The following is a 17,543-nucleotide window of genomic DNA, read 5'->3' on the forward strand; positions in this document are numbered from 1 at the left end:
GCTCAGCCCGCCGCCCGCAGCGGGCAGCCCGTGTGGGCACGTGCGGTCAGGTCGGCCCGCAGGGCGCTGAGTTGGGCCATGCGCGCGTCGATGACCGCGATCTTCTCCTCGAACAGCGCGGACAGTGCCGCCGCGCTGTCCGGTGTGTCGCACAGTTCCTCGCCCGTGCGCGCGATCTCGGCCAGGGAGAAGCCGAGCGCCTGGGCGGTACGGACGTAGGCGAGCCAGGGGACCGTCTCCGGTGGGAAGTCGCGGTAGCCGTTGGGCAGCCGCTGCCCGGAGATCAGCCCGGTCCTCTCGTAGAAGCGGATGGTGTCCCTGCTCAGCCCCGTCTGCGCGGCCAGCTCCCCGATGCGCACGGCTCTCCCACCCTCCGGGTCCGCGGACTTGACCTTGGACAGTACTCCAGTGTTTACGGTCGGGGGCGTCCGTGAAGGAAGCCGTCAGGAGCCCCGCCTTGTTCCGTACCGTCACACCCTCCCACCCCGCCTATCCGCGTTTCGTACGCGCCAGCGCGTGGTACGACCTCGTCGTCACCGCGGGGTTCGCCACCCCGTGGACGTACACGCTGGTGAACAGTGCACTGTCCCGGCTGGGGGAGGCGATCGGGGCGGGCGCCCTGCCCGCCCTCGACCCGATCGAAACCCTCTACGCCAACCTCATGGGGTCGGTGGTGGTCGTCTGGGCGCTCCTGCGCCTCGTCCGGCCGCTGCCGGTGCACGGTCTCTACGACGGCCTCGCGCGCACGCTGTTCGCCCTGTGGCAGGCGTACGCGCTCGCCCACGGCGCCCCGTACTGGCTCTGGCTGTTCCTGGTGGCCGAGGTGGCGTTCGGCGTCGTCCAGCTCGCACCCTGGCGGCTCGTACGCGGTGCGGTCAGCGTGCCACCGAGCGCTGGATCGTGAAGACCGCGCCCTCCGGGTCCGCGACCGTCGCGACCCGGCCGCTCGGGCCCTCCCTCGGCGGGGTCAAAACCTGACCGCCTAGCTCCGCGACCTGCTGCGCGGCCTCGTCCGTGTCGGCCACCTCGAAGTACGTCATCCAGTGCGGCCCCCGGTCGCGCAGCGGGGCGTGGCCGACGCCGTGCAGCGAGGCGACCGGGCGGCCCTGGAGGTGCAGGGTCTGGTAGTCGAAGTCCGCCGAGACGACGGCCTTGGTCTCGTAGCCGAAGACCGCCTGGTAGAACTTGGCGACCGTCGACGTCTCCCGGGTCACCAGCTCGTTCCAGACCGGGGTGCCGGGCGTCCCGGCCAGTGCGGTGCCGATGTGCGCGGCGGCCTGCCAGATCCCGAAGACGGCCCCGCCCGGGTCGGAGGCGATGGCCATGCGGCCCGCCTCGCCCGCGTCGAGCGGCCCGACGCCGACCGTGCCGCCGCAGGCCCGGATGGCCTCCGCCGTCTGATCGGCGTCGTCGGTGGCCAGATAGGTCGTCCAGGCGATCGGGAGGTGCCGGTCCGGCGGCAGCTGGCCGATGCCCGCGACCTCCTTCCCGTCGATCAGCGCCCGTACGTACGGGCCGAGCTGCTCGGGGCCGGGGCCGAACTCCCAGCCGAACAGCTCGGCGTAGAAGTTCTGGGTCGTGCGCAGGCCGTGCACGATCAGGCTCACCCAGCAAGGTGTTCCGGGTGTACGCCGAGCGGCAGCCTCGGTCATCGTCACTCTCCTCGGACCATCGTGGTGGCCGTACGGGAAAACGGGGCCGGCGCGCCGGGGTGCGGTGCGAGTTGTGTACGCCCCGTGCAGATGCTTGCACCACCGGGCGTGGGATGCGCTCCGGCCGCGCCGTCAGGTCCGGGATCTCGTCCCAGGCGGACCGGTTTGTCCTGGTATAACCGCTTGGCCGTGGTTACGGGCAGCCGGGCGTCTGGGCGAGGATGGCACGCATGAAGCCCATCATCTCCGCATCCGAATGCGCGAGCGAACTGGCGGGGCCGCGTCCGCCGGTGCTCCTGGACGTACGTTGGCAGCTGGGTGGCCCGCACGGCCGGCCCGACTACGAGGCGGGGCACATCCCCGGCGCGGTCTTCGTGGACCTCGACGCGGAGCTCGCCGGACCGGCGGGCAGCGGCGGCCGCCATCCGCTGCCCGACCCGGCGGAGTTCGGCGCCGCGATGCGCCGCGCCGGAGTCCGCCGGGACAGCCCGGTCGTCGTCTACGACGGTGGTCAGGGCTGGGCGGCCGCCCGGGCCTGGTGGCTGCTGCGCTGGGCCGGGCACGCCGACGTACGGGTGCTGGACGGCGGCCTCGCGGCCTGGACCGGGGAGCTGTCGAAGGAGACCCCGGACCCGGCCGAGGGCGACTTCGTGCCCGCCCCGGGAGCGCTGCCGCTGCTCGACGCGGACGGCGCCGCGGCCCTGGCCCGCTCGGGTGTCCTGCTCGACGCGCGGGCGGCCGAGCGCTACCGGGGCGATGTGGAACCCATCGACCGGATCGGCGGCCACATCCCCGGCGCGCTCTCCGCGCCGACCGGCGAGAACGTGGACGCGGACGGCCGCTTCCTGAACCCCGAGCGCCTGGCCGCCCGGTTCGCCGGGCTGGGCGTCGAAGGGGAGGTCGGCGTCTACTGCGGATCGGGCGTGTCCGGGGCCCAGCAGGTGCTGGCGCTGGAACTCGCCGGGCACCGGGCCGCCCTCTACGCGGGCTCCTGGTCCGACTGGTCCGCCGACGAGTCGCGCCCGGTCGCCACCGGACCCGACCCCAGCTAACGGCACGCCGTCGTCGCGGGACGACGCACAAGGGCCCGTACGCGCTCGCGTACGGGCCCTTGGCATGCCGTCTAGTCCTGCTTCTTGCGGCGGGTGCCGAAGACGATCTCGTCCCAGCTGGGCACGGCGGCTCTGCGCCCGGGCCGGACGCCGTCCGCCTCGGCCTGCCGGTCCGTCGTCCCCGTCAGCCGGTCGCGGTGACCGGCGACCGCGCGCGGCATCAGGACGTCCGCGTACGCGGAGCCCGCTCCGGCCGACGCGGCCGGCGGCTCCTCGGCCTCCGGCTCCCGCTCCGGCGGCTCGATCGCCGGGGGCTCGGGCGGCGCGGGCCGCTCCGGTACGACCATGTCACCGCGGAAGCTGGGCACGGCCTCCAGCAGGCTGGTGAGGGAATCCCGCTCGCTCGCGGTCACCCCGGCGATCCGCTCCTCGGGCTCCGGGGGCGGCGGCGGGGCCGGACGCTCGATCTGCCGGTCCAGCGCGCGGTCCAGCGGCCGGTCGCGCGGCAGCCGGGCGATCCGGGGCACGAACGGGAAGCTGGGCTCGGGCGCGGCGACCTCGTCCGTCTCGCCGATCAGCGAACGGGCCTCGTCGTCCACGGCCTGGACCAGCCGGCGCGGCGGGTCGTACGTCCAGCTCGCCGAGTGCGGCTCACCCGCGACCCGGTAGACGAGCAGGACCTCCCAGGTGCCGTCGTCGCGGCGCCAGGAGTCCCACTGGACGGTTTCCTTGTCGGCGCCGCGCAGCAGCAGCCGCTCCTGCACCGCCTCGCCGAGCTGGGGGCCGGTGTTCTCGCCGGGACGGCGCACGGGAGTCTTCCGGGCCCGCTCGGCCATGAAGGCGCGCTCCGCGAGCACGGGGCCCTCGAAACGGCGGACACGGTCGACGGGGATCCCGGCGAACTGGGCGACCTCCTCGGCGGAGGCGCCGGCTCGTATCCGTGCCTGGATGTCGCGCGGGCGGAGGTGGCTCTCCACCTCGATCTCGATCTGGCCGAGCCGGGCGCGGTCGTTGCGCACGGCGGCTCGCAGCCGCTCGTCGATCGGAAGCGTGTACTCCGTACTGTCCGCAGCTTTGAGCACCAGTCGTGTGCCGTCGTTGGAGACGGCCACGACACGCAGTTCGGGCATGGGGACCTCCCGGGTGGTGCCTGCCGACGTCACGTGCGTCGCTGCTTCCGCTAGTCGAGTGTGGCCTGCCCGGGTGCAGCCTGCCACAACATTGCCGTGTTGCCCGGCGTGTCGGGCGTGAGCCCTTGATCGCCGGTATGCCACGGTAGCCCGTACGCAACGCAAAGTGACCGATGGTCACTCCGTGTAGCTGGCCGCCGTGCGATGCCGTGCGCCGCCGGATCGAGTGCCTCCTTCGGCCCCCTCCCGAAGGTTCCGGACGCCCGCTCGGGAGTCCGGCCCCAGGGCTCGCCACAGTACTCCATTCGGGCCATGTGGGTGGACCGCCGCGCCGTCGAAGTTCTCGTGAGGTGCGGGAGTTGGCCTACCCCTCCTGACGCCTCCCGCTCATGATCCGTGTCGTGCTTCACATAATCCACGCAACCGGAACTTTCGGCTTCGCTCACGTGTCCCTAGTTGGTGCATGGTGGGAGAGATGTCAATCAAGGGCTGGAAATGGTGCAGAAGCCGGAAAGCGACATAGAACCCAAGGAGAGGCGGATCGATCTGAGCCTGCCCCAGGTGGCGGGCAGTGCGGTCGCCGCGGTGGCGGCGGCCGTGGCGGCTTCCCAGCTCGGTGTGTACGGAACCATCGCGGGCGCCGGAGTCATGAGCGTCGTGGCGACCTGCGGCGGCTCGGTCTTCCAGCACTTCTTCCGTCGTACGGGGGAGCAGATCCGCGAGGTCACGGTCCAGGTGAAGCACCCGGACCGCGAGGTGACCGTTTACACCCGCGAGACCGGGGCGCGGCGGCCGGAGCCCTCGCCGCAGGAGACCGTCCTGCTGGGAGCGGTGGACGACGCCACCACGGTGCTGCGCCGGGCGGACCCGCGGCCGGACGAGACGATGCTCCTGCGCCGGGCCGACCCGGACGAGACGACGCTCCTGCGCCGCGTGGAGCCCGACGCGACGACCGTGCTGCGCAGCCCCGCCGCCGGTGCCGGGCGCGACGAGGAGTTCTCCGAGGCGACCACGCACGGCACCCGGCTGCGTGGCTGGAAGCGGTCGGCGATCGGCGCGGCCGTGGTCTTCGCGGTCTCGATGGCCGGCATCACCACCTACGAACTGATCTCCGGCGACGACCTGAGCGGCGGCCATGGGACGACCGTGGGCTCCGTCGTACGCGGTGGGCACGGCAGCGGGTCTTCCACGCCCGGGCCCGCCGAAACCACCGGACCCGGCCAGGACGGGACGAACCCCGGCCGCCAGGACGAGAGCGGCACGGCGACGCCCGGCACCGGCGGCCGGGACGAGGACGGCACCGCCCCGCGGCCGGACCGCAGCGGCGCTCCCACCGAAGGGGCGACGCCTTCGCCCACCCCCTCGGACCCGGCGGGCGGCGGCGTCGAGCCCACGCCCACGCCCACCCCGAGCGCCACGGACGGCGGCGAGAGCGCGACGCCCGACCCGACGGCCACGGACGGCGCTCCGGCGCCCGCGGGCACCGGAGCGGGGGAGTGAGCCCGGGTCAGTCGCCCAGCACCCGGCGCAGGTAGTCGTTGCCGAACAGCCGGTCCGGGTCCAGCCGGTCGCGTACGGCCGTGAACTCGCCGAAACGCGGATACACCCCGGAGAGGTACGCGGCGTCCCTGGTGTTGATCTTGCCCCAGTGCGGGCGGCCGCCGTGCGCGGTCATGATCCGCTCCACCGCGGTGAAGTACGCCTGGTAGGGCGTGCCCCGGTACATGTGGACGGCGATGTACGCGCTCTCCCGGCCCGACGCCGTGGAGAGCGCGATGTCGTCGGCGGGCGCGGTGCGCACCTCCACCGGGAAGCTGATCCGCAGCGGCGAGCTGTCCACCATCGCCCGGACCTCGCGCAGCGCCTCGACCGCGGCCTCACGCGGCAGTGCGTACTCCATCTCCACGAACCGCACCCGGCGCGGGCTGGTGAACACCTTGTACGGGATGTCGGTGTACGTACGCGCCGACAGGGCCCGGCTGGAGATCCTGGCGATCGAGGGGATCGTGGCGGGTACGGCCCGGCCGAGCGCGCAGGCGACCTGGAAGACGCCGTTGGACAGCAGCTCGTCCTCGACCCAGCCGCTGACCTTGCCGGGCGGGGCGGCGGGACCGGCGCTGCGGTTGTTGCGCTTGGTGTTGCAGTTCCCGGTGTGCGGGAACCAGTAGAACTCGAAGTGCTCGTTCTCGGTCACGAGCTGATCGAAGTCGGCCGTCACCCGGTCGAAGCTCATCGGCTCCTCGCGGGCGGTCAGCAGGAAGACCGGCTCCACGGCGAAGGTGATCGCGGTGATGACGCCCAGCGCGCCGAGCCCGATCCGCGCCACCGCGAACACATCGGCGTTCTCGGTCTCCGAGCAGGTCAGCACCGTGCCGTCCGCGGTGACCAGCTCCAGGGCGCGTATCTGCGCGGATATGGACGCCGAGTCACGGCCGGTGCCGTGCGTGCCGGTGGAGGTGGCTCCGGCGACCGTCTGCTCCATGATGTCGCCCATGTTGGTGAGCGAGAGGCCCTCGCGGGCCAGCGCCGTGTTCAGGCGCTTGAGCGGGGTGCCCGCCTCGACGGTCACCGTCATCGCCTTGCGGTCGATCTCGCGGATGCCGGTCAGCAGATCGGGCCGGATCAGCAGCCCGTCGGTGGCCGCGGTCGCGGTGAACGAGTGGCCGGTGCCGACCGGCTTCACCCGCAGCCCGTCCTCGGACGCCCTGCGCAGCGCCTCGGCCAGCTCGTCCACGGAGGCGGGAGACACGGTCCGGGCCGGCCGCGCGGTGACGGTCCCCGCCCAGTTGCGCCACGGGCCCGTCGCCGTCCGTGCGTAGGTCTCGGTCATCTTCCCCGCGCCCTTCCCTAGGAACCGGCCCACCCAGCCGGCGCTTTCCCGGCCGGAAACCACGGGTTACCGGCCGGTTGGAGGGGGATCATACTCACGGCTCCCGCATATGCATCCACCCCTCCCGCCACCCCGTGCGGGGACCGGAAGTGCCCGCTCCGGACGTCGGTGCCACCCCGCCCCCGCGCGGGTGGCAGGATCGACGCCATGTCCGATCTGCGCGATCCCGCCCCCTACGACGCCCTGCTGCTGCTCTCCTTCGGTGGCCCCGAAGGCCCGGACGACGTGGTCCCGTTCCTCGCGAACGTGACCCGCGGCCGGGGCATCCCCGAGGAACGGCTCAAGGAGGTCGGCAAGCACTACTTCCTGTTCGGGGGCGTCAGCCCGATCAACGCCCAGAACAGGGCCCTCCTCGACGCGCTGCGCAAGGACTTCTCCGAGCACGGGCTGGACCTGCCCGTGTACTGGGGCAACCGCAACTGGGCCCCGTACCTCACCGACACCCTGCGCGAGATGGCCGCCGACGGCCACCGCCGCATCGCCGTCCTGGCGACCAGCGCCTACGCCTCGTACTCCGGCTGCCGGCAGTACCGCGAGAACCTCGCCGAGTCGCTGGCCGCCCTGGAGGCCGAGGGTCTTCCCGTGCCGCGCGTGGACAAACTCCGGCACTACTTCAATCACCCCGGCTTCGTGGAGCCCATGGTCGAGGGCGTTCTCGCCTCGCTGGCGGACCTGCCCGACGCGGTGCGCCCCGGCGCGCACCTGGCCTTCACCACGCACTCCATCCCGACCACGGCGGCCGACACCTCGGGCCCCGCGGAGGCGCACGGGGACGGCGGCGCCTATGTCGCCGAGCACCTCGACGTGGCCCGGCTGATCGTGGACGCGGTGCGCGAGCGGACCGGCACGGCGTACCCCTGGCGGCTGGTCTACCAGTCGCGCAGCGGCGCGCCGCACATCCCGTGGCTGGAGCCCGACATCTGCGACCACCTCGAAGCGCTCCACGGCGAGGGCGTCCCCGCCGTCGTGATGGCGCCCATCGGCTTCGTCTCGGACCACATGGAGGTCCTGTACGACCTCGACACCGAGGCCACCGCGAAGGCCGCCGAGCTGGGCCTGCCGGTACGCCGCTCCGCGACGGTCGGCGCCGATCCCCGGTTCGCCGCCGCCGTGCGCGAGCTCGTCCTGGAACGGGCCGCCGCCGAGCGGGGCCGCGCGCCGCAGCGGTGCGCCCTCGGGACGCTCGGCGCGAGCCACGACCTCTGCCCGGTGGGCTGCTGCCCGGCCCGGGCGCCCAAGCCCGCCGCCGCGGGGGCCGACAGCCCCTACGCGTAAGCCCTCGCTCTTCCCTGTCCACCCCTTCTCAACCTCTTAGGGAACGCCGTGACCCGAGTCGAACACTCAGTGGAGACCCTGCTCGAACTCGCCCAGGAAGCCGCGGAACTCGCCGGCCGGCTGCTGCGCGACGGGCGTCCGGCGGGACTGGGCGTGGCCGCGACCAAGTCCAGCCCGGTCGACGTCGTCACCGAGATGGACCTTGCCGCCGAAAAGCTGATCACCGAGTTCCTGATCGACTTCCGCCCCCTCGACGGCTACCTCGGCGAGGAGGGCGGTACGACCTCCGAGGGCGTCAGCGGCGTGCGCTGGGTGATCGACCCGCTCGACGGCACCGTGAACTATCTCTACGGACTCCCGTCCTGGGCCGTCTCCATCGGCATCGAGATGTACGGCGAGCGGGTCGCCGGTGTGGTGGAGGTCCCGATGCGCGGCGAGACGTACTTCGCGCAGCGCGGCCACGGGGCCTTCGTCACGGGCGGCGCGTACGGCGACCGGCCCGTCCGGCTGCGGTGCCGGGAGACCGCCCCGCTCTCCGAGGCGCTGGTGGCCACCGGCTTCAACTACGTCGCCGAGGTCCGCGCCCACCAGGCCGAGGTGGCGCGCGACCTCATCCCGCAGGTCCGGGACATCCGGCGCGGCGGCTCCGCGGCGATCGACCTCTGCGACGTGGCCGCCGGCCGGCTCGACGGCTACTACGAGCGCGGGCTGCACCCCTGGGACCTGGCCGCGGGCGACATCATCGCCCGGGAGGCCGGTGCCCTCACCGGCGGGCGCCCGGGCAGGCCGGCCGACGGCGAGCTGACCGTCGCCGCGTCCCCCGGTGTCTTCGAACCGCTCCAGGCCCTCCTGGACGGGCTGGGCGCCTGGCACGACTGATACGGGGCGTCGAACCCGTACCGGGGCAGCAGAAAGGCCCCGCAGCCGCTGTACGGCGGCTGCGGGGCCTTTCGCCCATAGCGACGGTCAGGCGTTCGTCGTCGTGCTGATCCGCACACCGTGCTCGGCGGCGAGACGACGGAGGTCGTCCAGCTCGCTCTGCTCGACGTCCGCGAGGAAGTCGTCGCCCGTCTCGCGGGCCTTCGTGAGGTCGTCCTCGGTCGTCTTGATGCGTTGCAGCAGACCTGCGGTGAAAGCGTCCATGAAGCGCCCCCTCATCGTGGGTCGGTGGCACGGGGGTGTGCCCGGGTTTCCCTCCGCCGAGGCGGTAGGGCGGGTGATCACGCACTCTCCGGGGGACGGAGGGGCCTGTGACAACGCCACATGGGAAGACGTGATCGGCGGGTGTGAATGCGTACTCCCCCGCCTGAAGCTCAGAGAAACCTCAACTGGCCCGGAAATCCCGTAGCTTCCCCGAAGCCGCAGGTCGGGGCGGGACGTCTTACCGCCGGTTTATGCGGGTTACGGGCAGGATGGAGCCGCACAAGTGTGCCGGGGCCGTGCCCGCGGCGCGGGCGGCCGGGCCGTCCCGGGCGCCCGGCGCCCCGTGGTGCAGACCGCTTGCGAAGTTCTAGGGAAGGAAGCGCCGTGCGCGTACTCGTCGTGGAGGACGAGCAGCTGCTCGCCGATGCGGTGGCCACCGGATTGCGCCGTGAGGCCATGGCCGTCGATGTCGTGTACGACGGGGCCGCGGCGGTGGAGCGCATCGAGGTCAACGACTACGACGTCGTGGTGCTCGACCGCGATCTCCCCGTGGTCCACGGCGACGACGTCTGCCGCCGGATCGTGGAGCTCGGGATGCCCACCCGGGTCCTCATGCTCACCGCGTCCGGGGACGTCAGCGACCGGGTGGAGGGCCTGGAGCTCGGCGCCGACGACTATCTGCCCAAGCCCTTCGCGTTCAGCGAGCTGACCGCCCGGGTCCGGGCCCTCGGCCGGCGGACCACCGTCGCCCTGCCGCCCGTCCTGGAGCGGGCCGGGATCAAGCTGGACCCCAACCGCCGGGAGGTGTTCCGGGGCGGCCAGGAGGTCCAGCTCGCGCCCAAGGAGTTCGCCGTCCTGGAGGTCCTGATGCGCAGCGAGGGCGCCGTCGTCTCGGCGGAGCAGCTGCTGGAGAAGGCCTGGGACGAGAACACCGACCCGTTCACCAACGTCGTCCGGGTGACCGTCATGACCCTGCGCCGCAAGCTCGGTGAGCCGCCCGTGATCGTCACGGTGCCCGGCTCCGGCTACCGGATCTGATGCCCGTGCCCGCCGCCCCGCCGCCCGCACCCCCCAAGCCCACCTGGGAGCCGAAGCAGCAGGAGCCCTCGTACCCCTGGCTGCGTCCGACGATTCGGATACGGCTCACGCTGCTGTACGGCGGCATGTTCCTGATCGCGGGCATCCTGCTGCTGTCGATCATCTACATGCTGGCGGCGCAGGCCCTGCACGTGGGCAGCGAGCTGCCTTTCAAGGTCGTCGACGGCTACATGTCCAGCAAGGTCTGCAACCTCCTGGAGCACGGCAACTCGCCGAGCGCGGTCAACGCCGCGATGAACTCCTGCGTGAATCACCAGCGCCAGCAGGCCCTGGACACGCTGCTGAACCGGTCGCTGCTGGCCCTGGTGGGGCTCAGCATCATCGCCTTCGCCTTCGGCTACGGCATGGCGGGCCGGGTGCTCTCGCCGCTGGGCCGGATCACCCGCATCGCCCGCCGGGTGGCCGGGACCGACCTGTCCAGGCGCATCGAGCTGGACGGGCCGGACGACGAGCTCAAGGAGCTGTCCGACACCTTCGACGACATGCTGGACCGGCTGGAGCGGGCCTTCACCGCGCAGCAGCGGTTCGTCGGCAACGCCTCGCACGAGCTGCGCACGCCGCTGGCCATCAACCGCACGCTGCTGGAGGTCCACCTCTCCGACCCGGAGGCCCCGCCCGAGCTCCAGCAGCTGGGCAAGACGCTGCTGGCCACCAACGAGCGCAGCGAGCAGCTGGTGGAGGGCCTGCTGCTGCTGGCCCGCAGCGACAACCAGATCATCGAGCGCAAACCCGTCGACCTCGCCGAGGTCGCCTCGCGCGCCATGGACCAGGCGCGCGGCGAGGCCGAGGCCAAGGGCGTGGAGATGCGCGTGGAGCTGGCCGAGGCCGTCGTCCAGGGCAACGGCGTCCTGCTGGAGCGCATCGCGCTGAACCTCGTACAGAACGCCGTCCGCTACAACGTCCCGGAGGGCGGCTGGGTCGACGTGAGCACGGAGCTGCTGCCCGGCCAGGCGGTGCTCGTCGTCTCGAACACGGGGCCGGTGGTCCCGGCGTACGAGATCGACAACCTCTTCGAGCCGTTCAGGCGGCTGCGTACGGAGCGGACGGGCAGCGACAAGGGGGTCGGGCTCGGTCTGTCGATCGCGCGGTCCGTCGCCCGCGCCCACGGCGGCCGTATCATCGCCGAGCCCCGCGAAGGCGGTGGTCTTGTGATGCGCGTCTCACTGCCGGTCTGACCGGCCCGAGAGGAGCTTTGCGCACCGATTATTTTTTGTTCGCTTTGAGCGGAATTTTCGGGACCTGATCCCGAAGAGACCGTGTGTGATCGATCACAGGAGCGAATATCTCCCTGTCCACGCTCCGTGACCAGGGAACTCACCGGAAACCCGGCGAATCGCCGGGTTTTCGGGGGCAGGCATGACGGGAAGTACACGGGGTGGCGCCGGTAAAGGGCGCCGCCGGGACCGTGTACGGTCCCCATCGCCACCCAAGCTGATCACTCCCGAGCGGTCCTTTTGGGTGTCGATTGAGTAACAGACCTTGATGTGAGGCAAAATCTCCGCCTCAGGTCGGGCACAAGTCCGGCCTCTCACGCGTTACGAGCGCTGAGACACCGCAGACACCCAGAGGGGGAGAGCGACATGGCAACGGATTACGACACCCCACGCAAGACCGACGACGACGTCGATCAGGACAGCCTTGAAGAGCTGAAGGCGCGCCGGAGCGACAAGACGGCATCCGCCGTCGACGTCGACGAGTTCGACGCGGCCGAGGGCCTTGAGCTGCCCGGCGCAGACCTGTCCAACGAGGAGCTGGCCGTACGGGTCCTGCCCAAGCAGGCCGACGAGTTCACCTGCATGAGCTGCTTCCTCGTGCACCACCGCAGTCAGCTGGCCCGCGAGAAGAACGGCCAGCCGATCTGCCGCGACTGCGACTGAGATCCGGTCGGCCGTGGCAGGGGACACACCGTTCCGCAAGCGGCGCCCCTGGGGCAGAAGAAGGCCACCGGAGGCGCACCAGGGCGGTACAGGCCCGGCAGAGGGCGCAGAGGCGTCTGCCGAGCGGTCCGCCCTGCCACCTTCGCCGGACGGACAGGACGACGAGCGGGGCCTGCAGGCGGCCTCGCTCGAAGCGGCCGAAGTAGCCGTACGCGCAGCCCGTGAGGCTGCCGGAGTCGACACGGCCGATGGGGCCGGACAGGTCGGCAGGACGGAGCCCGTGACCGGGGCAGGCCGTCTGAGTTCAGTGAAACGGGGCGTACGCAAGGGCGGGGAGAGCGCCAAGGAAGCGATCGGTCATATCGCGGACCTGATCATCCACATCGCTCCCCGCGTCCCTGTGCGCGACCTCGCCACCCTGCGCAAGCACTTTCCCGGCCTCGGGCCGGAGGAGATCGCGGACCGGCTCGTCGTGGGCGCGAGCCGCGCGACCGCCACCGTCGGCGCCGGAATCGGCGCGGCGGCCATGATGCCCGTGCCGCCCGCGATGCTCGCCGAGCTGGCCACCGAGGTCACCGGCGTCGCCGCCATAGAGATGAAGCTCGTCGCCGAGCTGCACGAGGTCTACGGACGGCGTCCCCCGGGCGGCGTCGGCCGGCGTTCCACCGCCTACCTCACCGCATGGACCGAGGAGCGCGGCATCGAGATCACCCGCCCCGCCACGGTCGACGCGGCGCTGAGCGGCCGGATGAAGCGCGAGCTGCGCCGCCAGATCATGAAGCGCACCGTGCGCAACCTGCCGAGCCTGATCCCGTTCATGGTCGGCGCCGCGGTCGGCGCGTCCATGAACCGGCGCGACACCAGGAAGCTCGCCGAGCGGGTCAGGAAGGACCTGCGCGAGAAGCAGATCCCCTGGGACAGCCTCCCGGAGCAGCCCCCGCTGAAACCTGAGGGCTTCTAGGCCGGGACCGCCGCGTTCAGCGCCGCCACCAGGGCCTTCGGATCGCGCGTCGAGAGATAGACGTACGGGGTCGGGTCCTCCGGGTCGGTGATTTCCACCCGGACCGCCGTCGGGATGTAGCTGCGCAGCAGCATGAAGGCCCGGACGTCCGCCTTGTGCGTGCGCCAGGCGCGCGCCTCCTCGGCGTCCAGCACCTCGGCCTCCCCGAGCGCCGAGACCGGGATCCGGGCGTCCCCGGCGACCAGCGCCCCCGCCACGACCCGGATGCGGGCGGAGCCGTACGAGCTGACCGCGACGGCCGACAGGACCGTGCCGCCGGCCAGTCCGGCGAGGAGCGGCAGGGTGCCCAGCGGCAGCAGCATCAGCGCGCACGCGATGCCGATCAGGACGGCGATCAGCCACCATGAACGGGGTGCGGTGAGGCGTTCGTCGTAGGGCGGAGTCGAAGGCTGCATGGCTCCAGCTTGGCACGGCGCGACCGGCGCCTTACCCGCGCGGGTAAGGTCTGCGCCTGTGAGTGGAACATCTGCGGCTCTGACGCCCCCGGCCGACGCGGTGAAACCGGTCCGGCACCCCGAAGCCCCGGCCCCCGGCGAGCTCCTCGGCGCGCACTACGAGCACTGCTTCGGCTGCGGCTCCGGCCAGCCCCACGGACTGCACCTCCAGGCGCGGGCCGGCGAGGGGGTCCGGGTGACCGCCGAGTTCACCGTGAAGGCCGCCCACCAGGGCGCCCCGGGCCTGGCGCACGGCGGGGTGCTGGCCACGGCGCTGGACGAGACGCTCGGCTCGCTGAACTGGCTGCTGCGGGTCATCGCGGTCACCGGACGGCTGGAGACCGACTTCGTGCGGCCCGTCCCCGTCGACACCGTGCTGTTCCTCGACGCCGAGGTCACCGCCGTGCACGGGCGGAAGATCTACTCCCGGGCCACCGGCCGGATCGGCGGCCCGGACGGGCCGGTCGCGGTGCGCGCCGACGCCCTGTTCATCGAGGTCAAGGTCGACCACTTCATCGAGAACGGCCGGCCGGCCGAGATCCAGGCGGCCATGGCCGACCCCGACCAGGTCAGGCGTGCCCGCGCCTTCGAGGTGAACCCGTGATGCGCCATCCCGTCGACGTCCTGATCCGCCGGGTCGACCCGGATGTTCCGCTTCCGGCCTACGGGCACCCCGGCGACGCCGGCGCGGACCTCGTGACGACCGAGGCCGCCGAGCTGGCACCGGGGGAGCGGGCCGTACTGCCCACCGGGGTTTCGATCGCCCTGCCCGACGGGTACGCCGCGTTCGTGCACCCGCGATCCGGTCTCGCCGCCCGCTGCGGAGTCGCCCTGGTGAATGCCCCGGGGACGGTCGATGCCGGGTACCGTGGAGAGATCAAAGTGATCGTCGTCAATCTCGACCCGCGCGAGTCCGTGCGGTTCGAGCGGTTCGACCGGATTGCCCAACTGGTCGTGCAGCAGGTCGAGAAGGTGCGCTTCCACGAGGTGTCGGAGCTTCCCGGCTCGGCGCGGGCCGAAGGGGGCTTCGGGTCCACCGGCGGCCATGCCGCCGTTGATGTTGATGGCGTCCGGGGCGGGGTTCCCCAGGGCGGGAACAGCTACGCTTCGGTCGAATCCGACCGGGAAGGACAGTGACGTGTTCGGACGTCGCAAGAACAGTGATGCCGCCGATGACACGGCGGACGAGGCGCGCGAGGCCGAGCAGGTCGTCGACGAGCAGGATGACGCCGAGGGCGAGTCCCGCCGGACGAACCTTCCGCCGGCGCCGCGCCCGGACGGTCCGTGGGACATCAGCGAGGTGTCCCAGCCCGGCGACGGCCGGGTCGACCTGGGCGGCATCTTCGTGCCCGGCGTCGAGGGCATGGAGCTGCGCGTGGAGGTCGCCGGTGACGCGATCGTCGCCGCCACCGTCGTGATGCGCGACAGCGCGGTCCAGCTGCAGGCCTTCGCCGCCCCCAAGAAGGAGGGCATCTGGGGCGAGGTCCGCGAGGAGATCGCCTCGGGCATCACCCAGCAGGGCGGCATCATCGACGAGGTCGAGGGCCCGCTGGGCTGGGAGCTGCGCGCACAGGTCCCCGTACAGCTTCCCGACGGGGCGAACGGCGTGCAGCTGGTGCGCTTCGTCGGCGTCGACGGCCCGCGCTGGTTCCTGCGCGGGGTGATCTCCGGCCAGGGCGCCGTGCAGCCGGAGGCCGCCGGGCTCCTGGAGTCGGTCTTCCGGGACACCGTGGTCGTCCGCGGCGAGGGCCCGATGGCCCCGCGCGACCCGATCGTCCTCAAGCTCCCCAACGACGCCCAGATGGTTCCCGAGGGCGTGCAGCAGGAGGACCAGGAGGGCTCGAAGTTCTCCGGTGGCATGGCGGGCCTCCAGCGCGGTCCCGAGATCACCGAGGTGCGCTGACCCGCACCCGCGGACACCGGCCGGTGGGCCGTACCCCTTCCCGGGGTGCGGCCCACCGGCTTTTGCGTGCGCCGGCGCGTACGGGACGCGTATCGGCGGCGTACAGGCGTCGTCAAGGCCGGGCCCGCTTCCGTAAGGGAGGCATCAACGCAGGTCACGGCGGTGCCGGGGGGCGGTTTGCTCAAGGGGTCCGATTCATCGACACCTCATTCAGGAGCATCCGATGGCCGATGCGGCCTTCGTCGTCACCACGATCGCGGTCTTCGCGCTGGTGGCACTCGTCGCCAAGGGGGTGGCGAAGCTGTGAGCGCGGACAACGTGGCCGGCCTCGTCGTGGCCGCCGCCCTGCTGGGATATCTCGTCCTGGCCCTCCTCTTCCCGGAGAGGTTCTGAGCCCGACATGAGCCCCGTCCTCTCCGCCGTGCTCCAGCTCCTCGCGCTCGTCGTCGCGCTGGGGCTGGCGTACCGGCCGCTCGGCGACCACATGGCCCGCGTCTACACCTCGCCCCGCCATCTGCGGGCCGAGAAGTGGATCTACCGGGCGATAGGCGTCACCCCCGACACGCAGATGCGCCGGGCCGCCTATCTGCGCGGTGTCCTCGCCTTCTCCGCCGTCGGCGTCGTCTTCCTCTACCTGCTGCAACGGCTCCAAGGCGCCCTGCCCGGCTCGCTCGGCTTCTCCTCGATCAGCCCGGACCAGGCGTTCAACACGGCCGCCTCGTTCGTCGCCAACACCAACTGGCAGTCGTACGCCGGCGAGCAGGCCATGGGCCACGTCGTGCAGACCGGCGGCCTCGCCGTGCAGAACTTCGTCTCGGCCGCCGTCGGCATGGCCGTCGCGGTGGCCCTCGTACGGGGGTTCGCCGCCTCCCGCACCGGGGAGCTCGGCAACTTCTGGGCCGACCTGGTGCGCGGCACCGTCCGCATCCTGCTGCCGATCGCGGTCGTCGGCGCGCTCGTCCTCGTCGCCTGCGGGGCGATCCAGAACTTCTCCGGCATCCACGAGGTCGGGCAGTTCACGGGCGGTGCGCAGCAGTGGAACGGCGGCGCGGTCGCCTCCCAGGAGGCCATCAAGGAGCTGGGCACCAACGGCGGCGGCTACTTCAACGCCAACTCCGCGCACCCCTTCGAGAACCCCGACGGGCTGTCCAACCTCTTCGAGATCTTCCTGATCCTGGTCATCCCGTTCGCCCTGACCCGCACCTTCGGCCGCATGGTCGGCTCGGTACGGCAGGGGTACGCGCTGCTCGCCACGATGCTCGTCTTCTGGCTCGGGTTCTCCGCGCTGATGATGTGGACCGAGTACGCCCACCACGGCCCCGCCTTCCAGCTCGCGGGCGGGGCGACGGAGGGCAAGGAGACCCGGTTCGGGGTCGGCGGCTCCGCCCTGTTCTCCGTGGCCACCACCCTCACGTCGACGGGCGCGGTCAACTCCTTCCACTCCTCGTTCACCGGCCTCGGCGGCGGCATCACGCTGCTCGGCATGCAGCTCGGCGAGATCGCCCCCGGCGGCGTCGGCTCCGGCCTCTACGGCATGCTGATCATGGCGCTCATCGCGGTGTTCGTCGCCGGGCTGATGGTCGGCCGCACGCCCGAATACCTCGGCAAGAAGATCGGCACCCGCGAGATCAAGCTCGCCGCCTGCTACCTCCTGGTCACCCCGGCCCTGGTGCTCGGCTTCACCGCCGTGGCCGTCGCGCTGCCCACCCCGCCCCACTCGGTGGCCAACCCGGGGGCGCACGGCTTCTCCGAGATCCTGTACGCGTACACCTCCGGCGCCAACAACAACGGCTCGGCGTTCGCCGGGCTCGCCGCCGACACTCCATGGTTCAACACCACCATCGGGCTCGCGATGCTGCTCGGCCGGTTCCTGCCCATGGTGTTCGTCCTGGCCCTCGCCGGCTCGCTGGCCGAGCAGCGGCCCGTCCCGGCGACCTCGGGCACCCTCCCCACCCACACCCCGCTGTTCAGCGGACTGCTGGCCGCGGTCGTCGTGGTCGTGGCCGGCCTGACCTACTTCCCGGCCCTCGCCCTGGGCCCGCTGGCCGAAGGGCTGGCGTCATGACCC

Annotated in this window: 20 protein-coding genes; 14 read left to right on the forward strand and 6 right to left on the reverse strand. The window is 72.1% G+C overall.

Going from position 1 to position 17,543, the window contains the following annotated elements:
- Positions 1-2 precede the first annotated feature (2 nt).
- Complete coding sequence (locus tag AMK18_RS00485) at positions 3-359, reverse strand: MerR family transcriptional regulator (RefSeq protein WP_073861207.1); 357 nt, start codon at positions 357-359, stop codon at positions 3-5.
- 98 nt (positions 360-457) lie between these two features.
- Between AMK18_RS00485 and AMK18_RS00490 the strand changes: the two genes are divergently transcribed.
- Positions 458-904 (forward strand): hypothetical protein, encoded by a 447-nt coding sequence (locus AMK18_RS00490; protein ID WP_073861208.1) that lies wholly within the window; start codon positions 458-460, stop codon positions 902-904.
- Here AMK18_RS00490 and AMK18_RS00495 read toward each other — a convergent pair.
- Positions 876-1,652: a VOC family protein gene (locus tag AMK18_RS00495; RefSeq protein ID WP_198956922.1), complete on the reverse strand. Its 777-nt coding sequence runs from the start codon at positions 1,650-1,652 to the stop codon at positions 876-878. The genes AMK18_RS00490 and AMK18_RS00495 overlap by 29 nt on opposite strands.
- Before the next feature lie 230 nt (positions 1,653-1,882).
- Between AMK18_RS00495 and AMK18_RS00500 the strand changes: the two genes are divergently transcribed.
- Positions 1,883-2,704, forward strand: a complete 822-nt coding sequence (locus AMK18_RS00500) for a sulfurtransferase (RefSeq protein ID WP_073861210.1) — start codon at positions 1,883-1,885, stop codon at positions 2,702-2,704.
- A 71-nt stretch (positions 2,705-2,775) separates the two neighbouring features.
- Here the strand turns inward: AMK18_RS00500 and sepH are convergent, their stop codons facing one another.
- On the reverse strand, positions 2,776-3,834 hold the full coding sequence (gene sepH, locus AMK18_RS00505) for a septation protein SepH (RefSeq protein WP_018105380.1): 1,059 nt from the start codon (positions 3,832-3,834) through the stop codon (positions 2,776-2,778).
- Between the two features lie 495 nt (positions 3,835-4,329).
- On the opposite strand from sepH, the gene AMK18_RS00510 reads away from it, so the two are divergent.
- On the forward strand, positions 4,330-5,334 hold the full coding sequence (locus AMK18_RS00510; protein ID WP_073861211.1) for a hypothetical protein: 1,005 nt from the start codon (positions 4,330-4,332) through the stop codon (positions 5,332-5,334).
- A 7-nt stretch (positions 5,335-5,341) separates the two neighbouring features.
- Here AMK18_RS00510 and AMK18_RS00515 read toward each other — a convergent pair whose 3' ends face one another.
- A complete protein-coding gene (locus AMK18_RS00515; protein WP_073861212.1) occupies positions 5,342-6,664 on the reverse strand; it encodes a D-arabinono-1,4-lactone oxidase in 1,323 nt (440 codons plus the stop codon).
- A gap of 207 nt (positions 6,665-6,871) precedes the next feature.
- Between AMK18_RS00515 and AMK18_RS00520 the strand changes: the two genes are divergently transcribed.
- Complete coding sequence (locus tag AMK18_RS00520) at positions 6,872-7,999, forward strand: ferrochelatase (RefSeq protein WP_073861213.1); 1,128 nt, start codon at positions 6,872-6,874, stop codon at positions 7,997-7,999.
- Positions 8,000-8,047: 48 nt separating this feature from the next.
- The gene (locus tag AMK18_RS00525; protein ID WP_026171826.1) at positions 8,048-8,878 is read left to right on the forward strand and encodes an inositol monophosphatase family protein; all 831 of its coding nucleotides are present in this window, start codon (positions 8,048-8,050) and stop codon (positions 8,876-8,878) included.
- An 87-nt stretch (positions 8,879-8,965) separates the two neighbouring features.
- Here the strand turns inward: AMK18_RS00525 and AMK18_RS34805 are convergent, their stop codons facing one another.
- Positions 8,966-9,142, reverse strand: coding sequence for a hypothetical protein (locus tag AMK18_RS34805; RefSeq protein WP_018105385.1), 177 nt, complete (start codon positions 9,140-9,142; stop codon positions 8,966-8,968).
- 384 nt (positions 9,143-9,526) lie between these two features.
- On the opposite strand from AMK18_RS34805, the gene AMK18_RS00530 reads away from it, so the two are divergent.
- From AMK18_RS00530 to AMK18_RS00545, 4 genes are all read left to right on the forward strand, one after another.
- Entirely contained in the window at positions 9,527-10,180 is a 654-nt protein-coding gene (locus AMK18_RS00530) for a response regulator transcription factor (protein ID WP_018105386.1), read from the forward strand.
- Positions 10,180-11,415: a sensor histidine kinase gene (locus AMK18_RS00535; protein ID WP_018105387.1), complete on the forward strand. Its 1,236-nt coding sequence runs from the start codon at positions 10,180-10,182 to the stop codon at positions 11,413-11,415. The genes AMK18_RS00530 and AMK18_RS00535 overlap by 1 nt, the downstream gene beginning before the upstream one ends.
- Positions 11,416-11,820: 405 nt before the next feature.
- Entirely contained in the window at positions 11,821-12,117 is a 297-nt protein-coding gene (locus tag AMK18_RS00540) for a DUF4193 domain-containing protein (protein WP_003965732.1), read from the forward strand.
- A 13-nt stretch (positions 12,118-12,130) separates the two neighbouring features.
- Positions 12,131-13,078: a hypothetical protein gene (locus AMK18_RS00545; RefSeq protein ID WP_073861214.1), complete on the forward strand. Its 948-nt coding sequence runs from the start codon at positions 12,131-12,133 to the stop codon at positions 13,076-13,078.
- Here AMK18_RS00545 and AMK18_RS00550 read toward each other — a convergent pair.
- A complete protein-coding gene (locus tag AMK18_RS00550) occupies positions 13,075-13,533 on the reverse strand; it encodes a DUF3093 domain-containing protein (protein ID WP_073861215.1) in 459 nt (152 codons plus the stop codon). The genes AMK18_RS00545 and AMK18_RS00550 overlap by 4 nt on opposite strands.
- A gap of 58 nt (positions 13,534-13,591) precedes the next feature.
- On the opposite strand from AMK18_RS00550, the gene AMK18_RS00555 reads away from it, so the two are divergent.
- The 5 genes from AMK18_RS00555 to kdpA all read left to right on the forward strand — a co-directional run bounded on the left by AMK18_RS00555 (position 13,592) and on the right by kdpA (position 17,540).
- Entirely contained in the window at positions 13,592-14,176 is a 585-nt protein-coding gene (locus AMK18_RS00555) for a PaaI family thioesterase (RefSeq protein ID WP_026171827.1), read from the forward strand.
- Positions 14,176-14,709, forward strand: coding sequence for a dUTP diphosphatase (gene dut, locus AMK18_RS00560; RefSeq protein ID WP_018105391.1), 534 nt, complete (start codon positions 14,176-14,178; stop codon positions 14,707-14,709). Before AMK18_RS00555 ends, dut begins: the two co-directional genes overlap by 1 nt.
- A gap of 1 nt (position 14,710) precedes the next feature.
- A complete protein-coding gene (locus AMK18_RS00565; protein WP_018105392.1) occupies positions 14,711-15,475 on the forward strand; it encodes a DUF3710 domain-containing protein in 765 nt (254 codons plus the stop codon).
- A gap of 303 nt (positions 15,476-15,778) precedes the next feature.
- Positions 15,779-15,868 (forward strand): K(+)-transporting ATPase subunit F, encoded by a 90-nt coding sequence (kdpF, locus tag AMK18_RS00570; protein WP_018105394.1) that lies wholly within the window; start codon positions 15,779-15,781, stop codon positions 15,866-15,868.
- A 7-nt stretch (positions 15,869-15,875) separates the two neighbouring features.
- A complete protein-coding gene (gene kdpA / locus AMK18_RS00575; protein ID WP_073861216.1) occupies positions 15,876-17,540 on the forward strand; it encodes a potassium-transporting ATPase subunit KdpA in 1,665 nt (554 codons plus the stop codon).
- The last annotated feature ends 3 nt before the right edge of the window (positions 17,541-17,543 follow it).

Source organism: Streptomyces sp. CB01249, from assembly GCF_001905735.1.
Classification (GTDB): domain Bacteria; phylum Actinomycetota; class Actinomycetes; order Streptomycetales; family Streptomycetaceae; genus Streptomyces.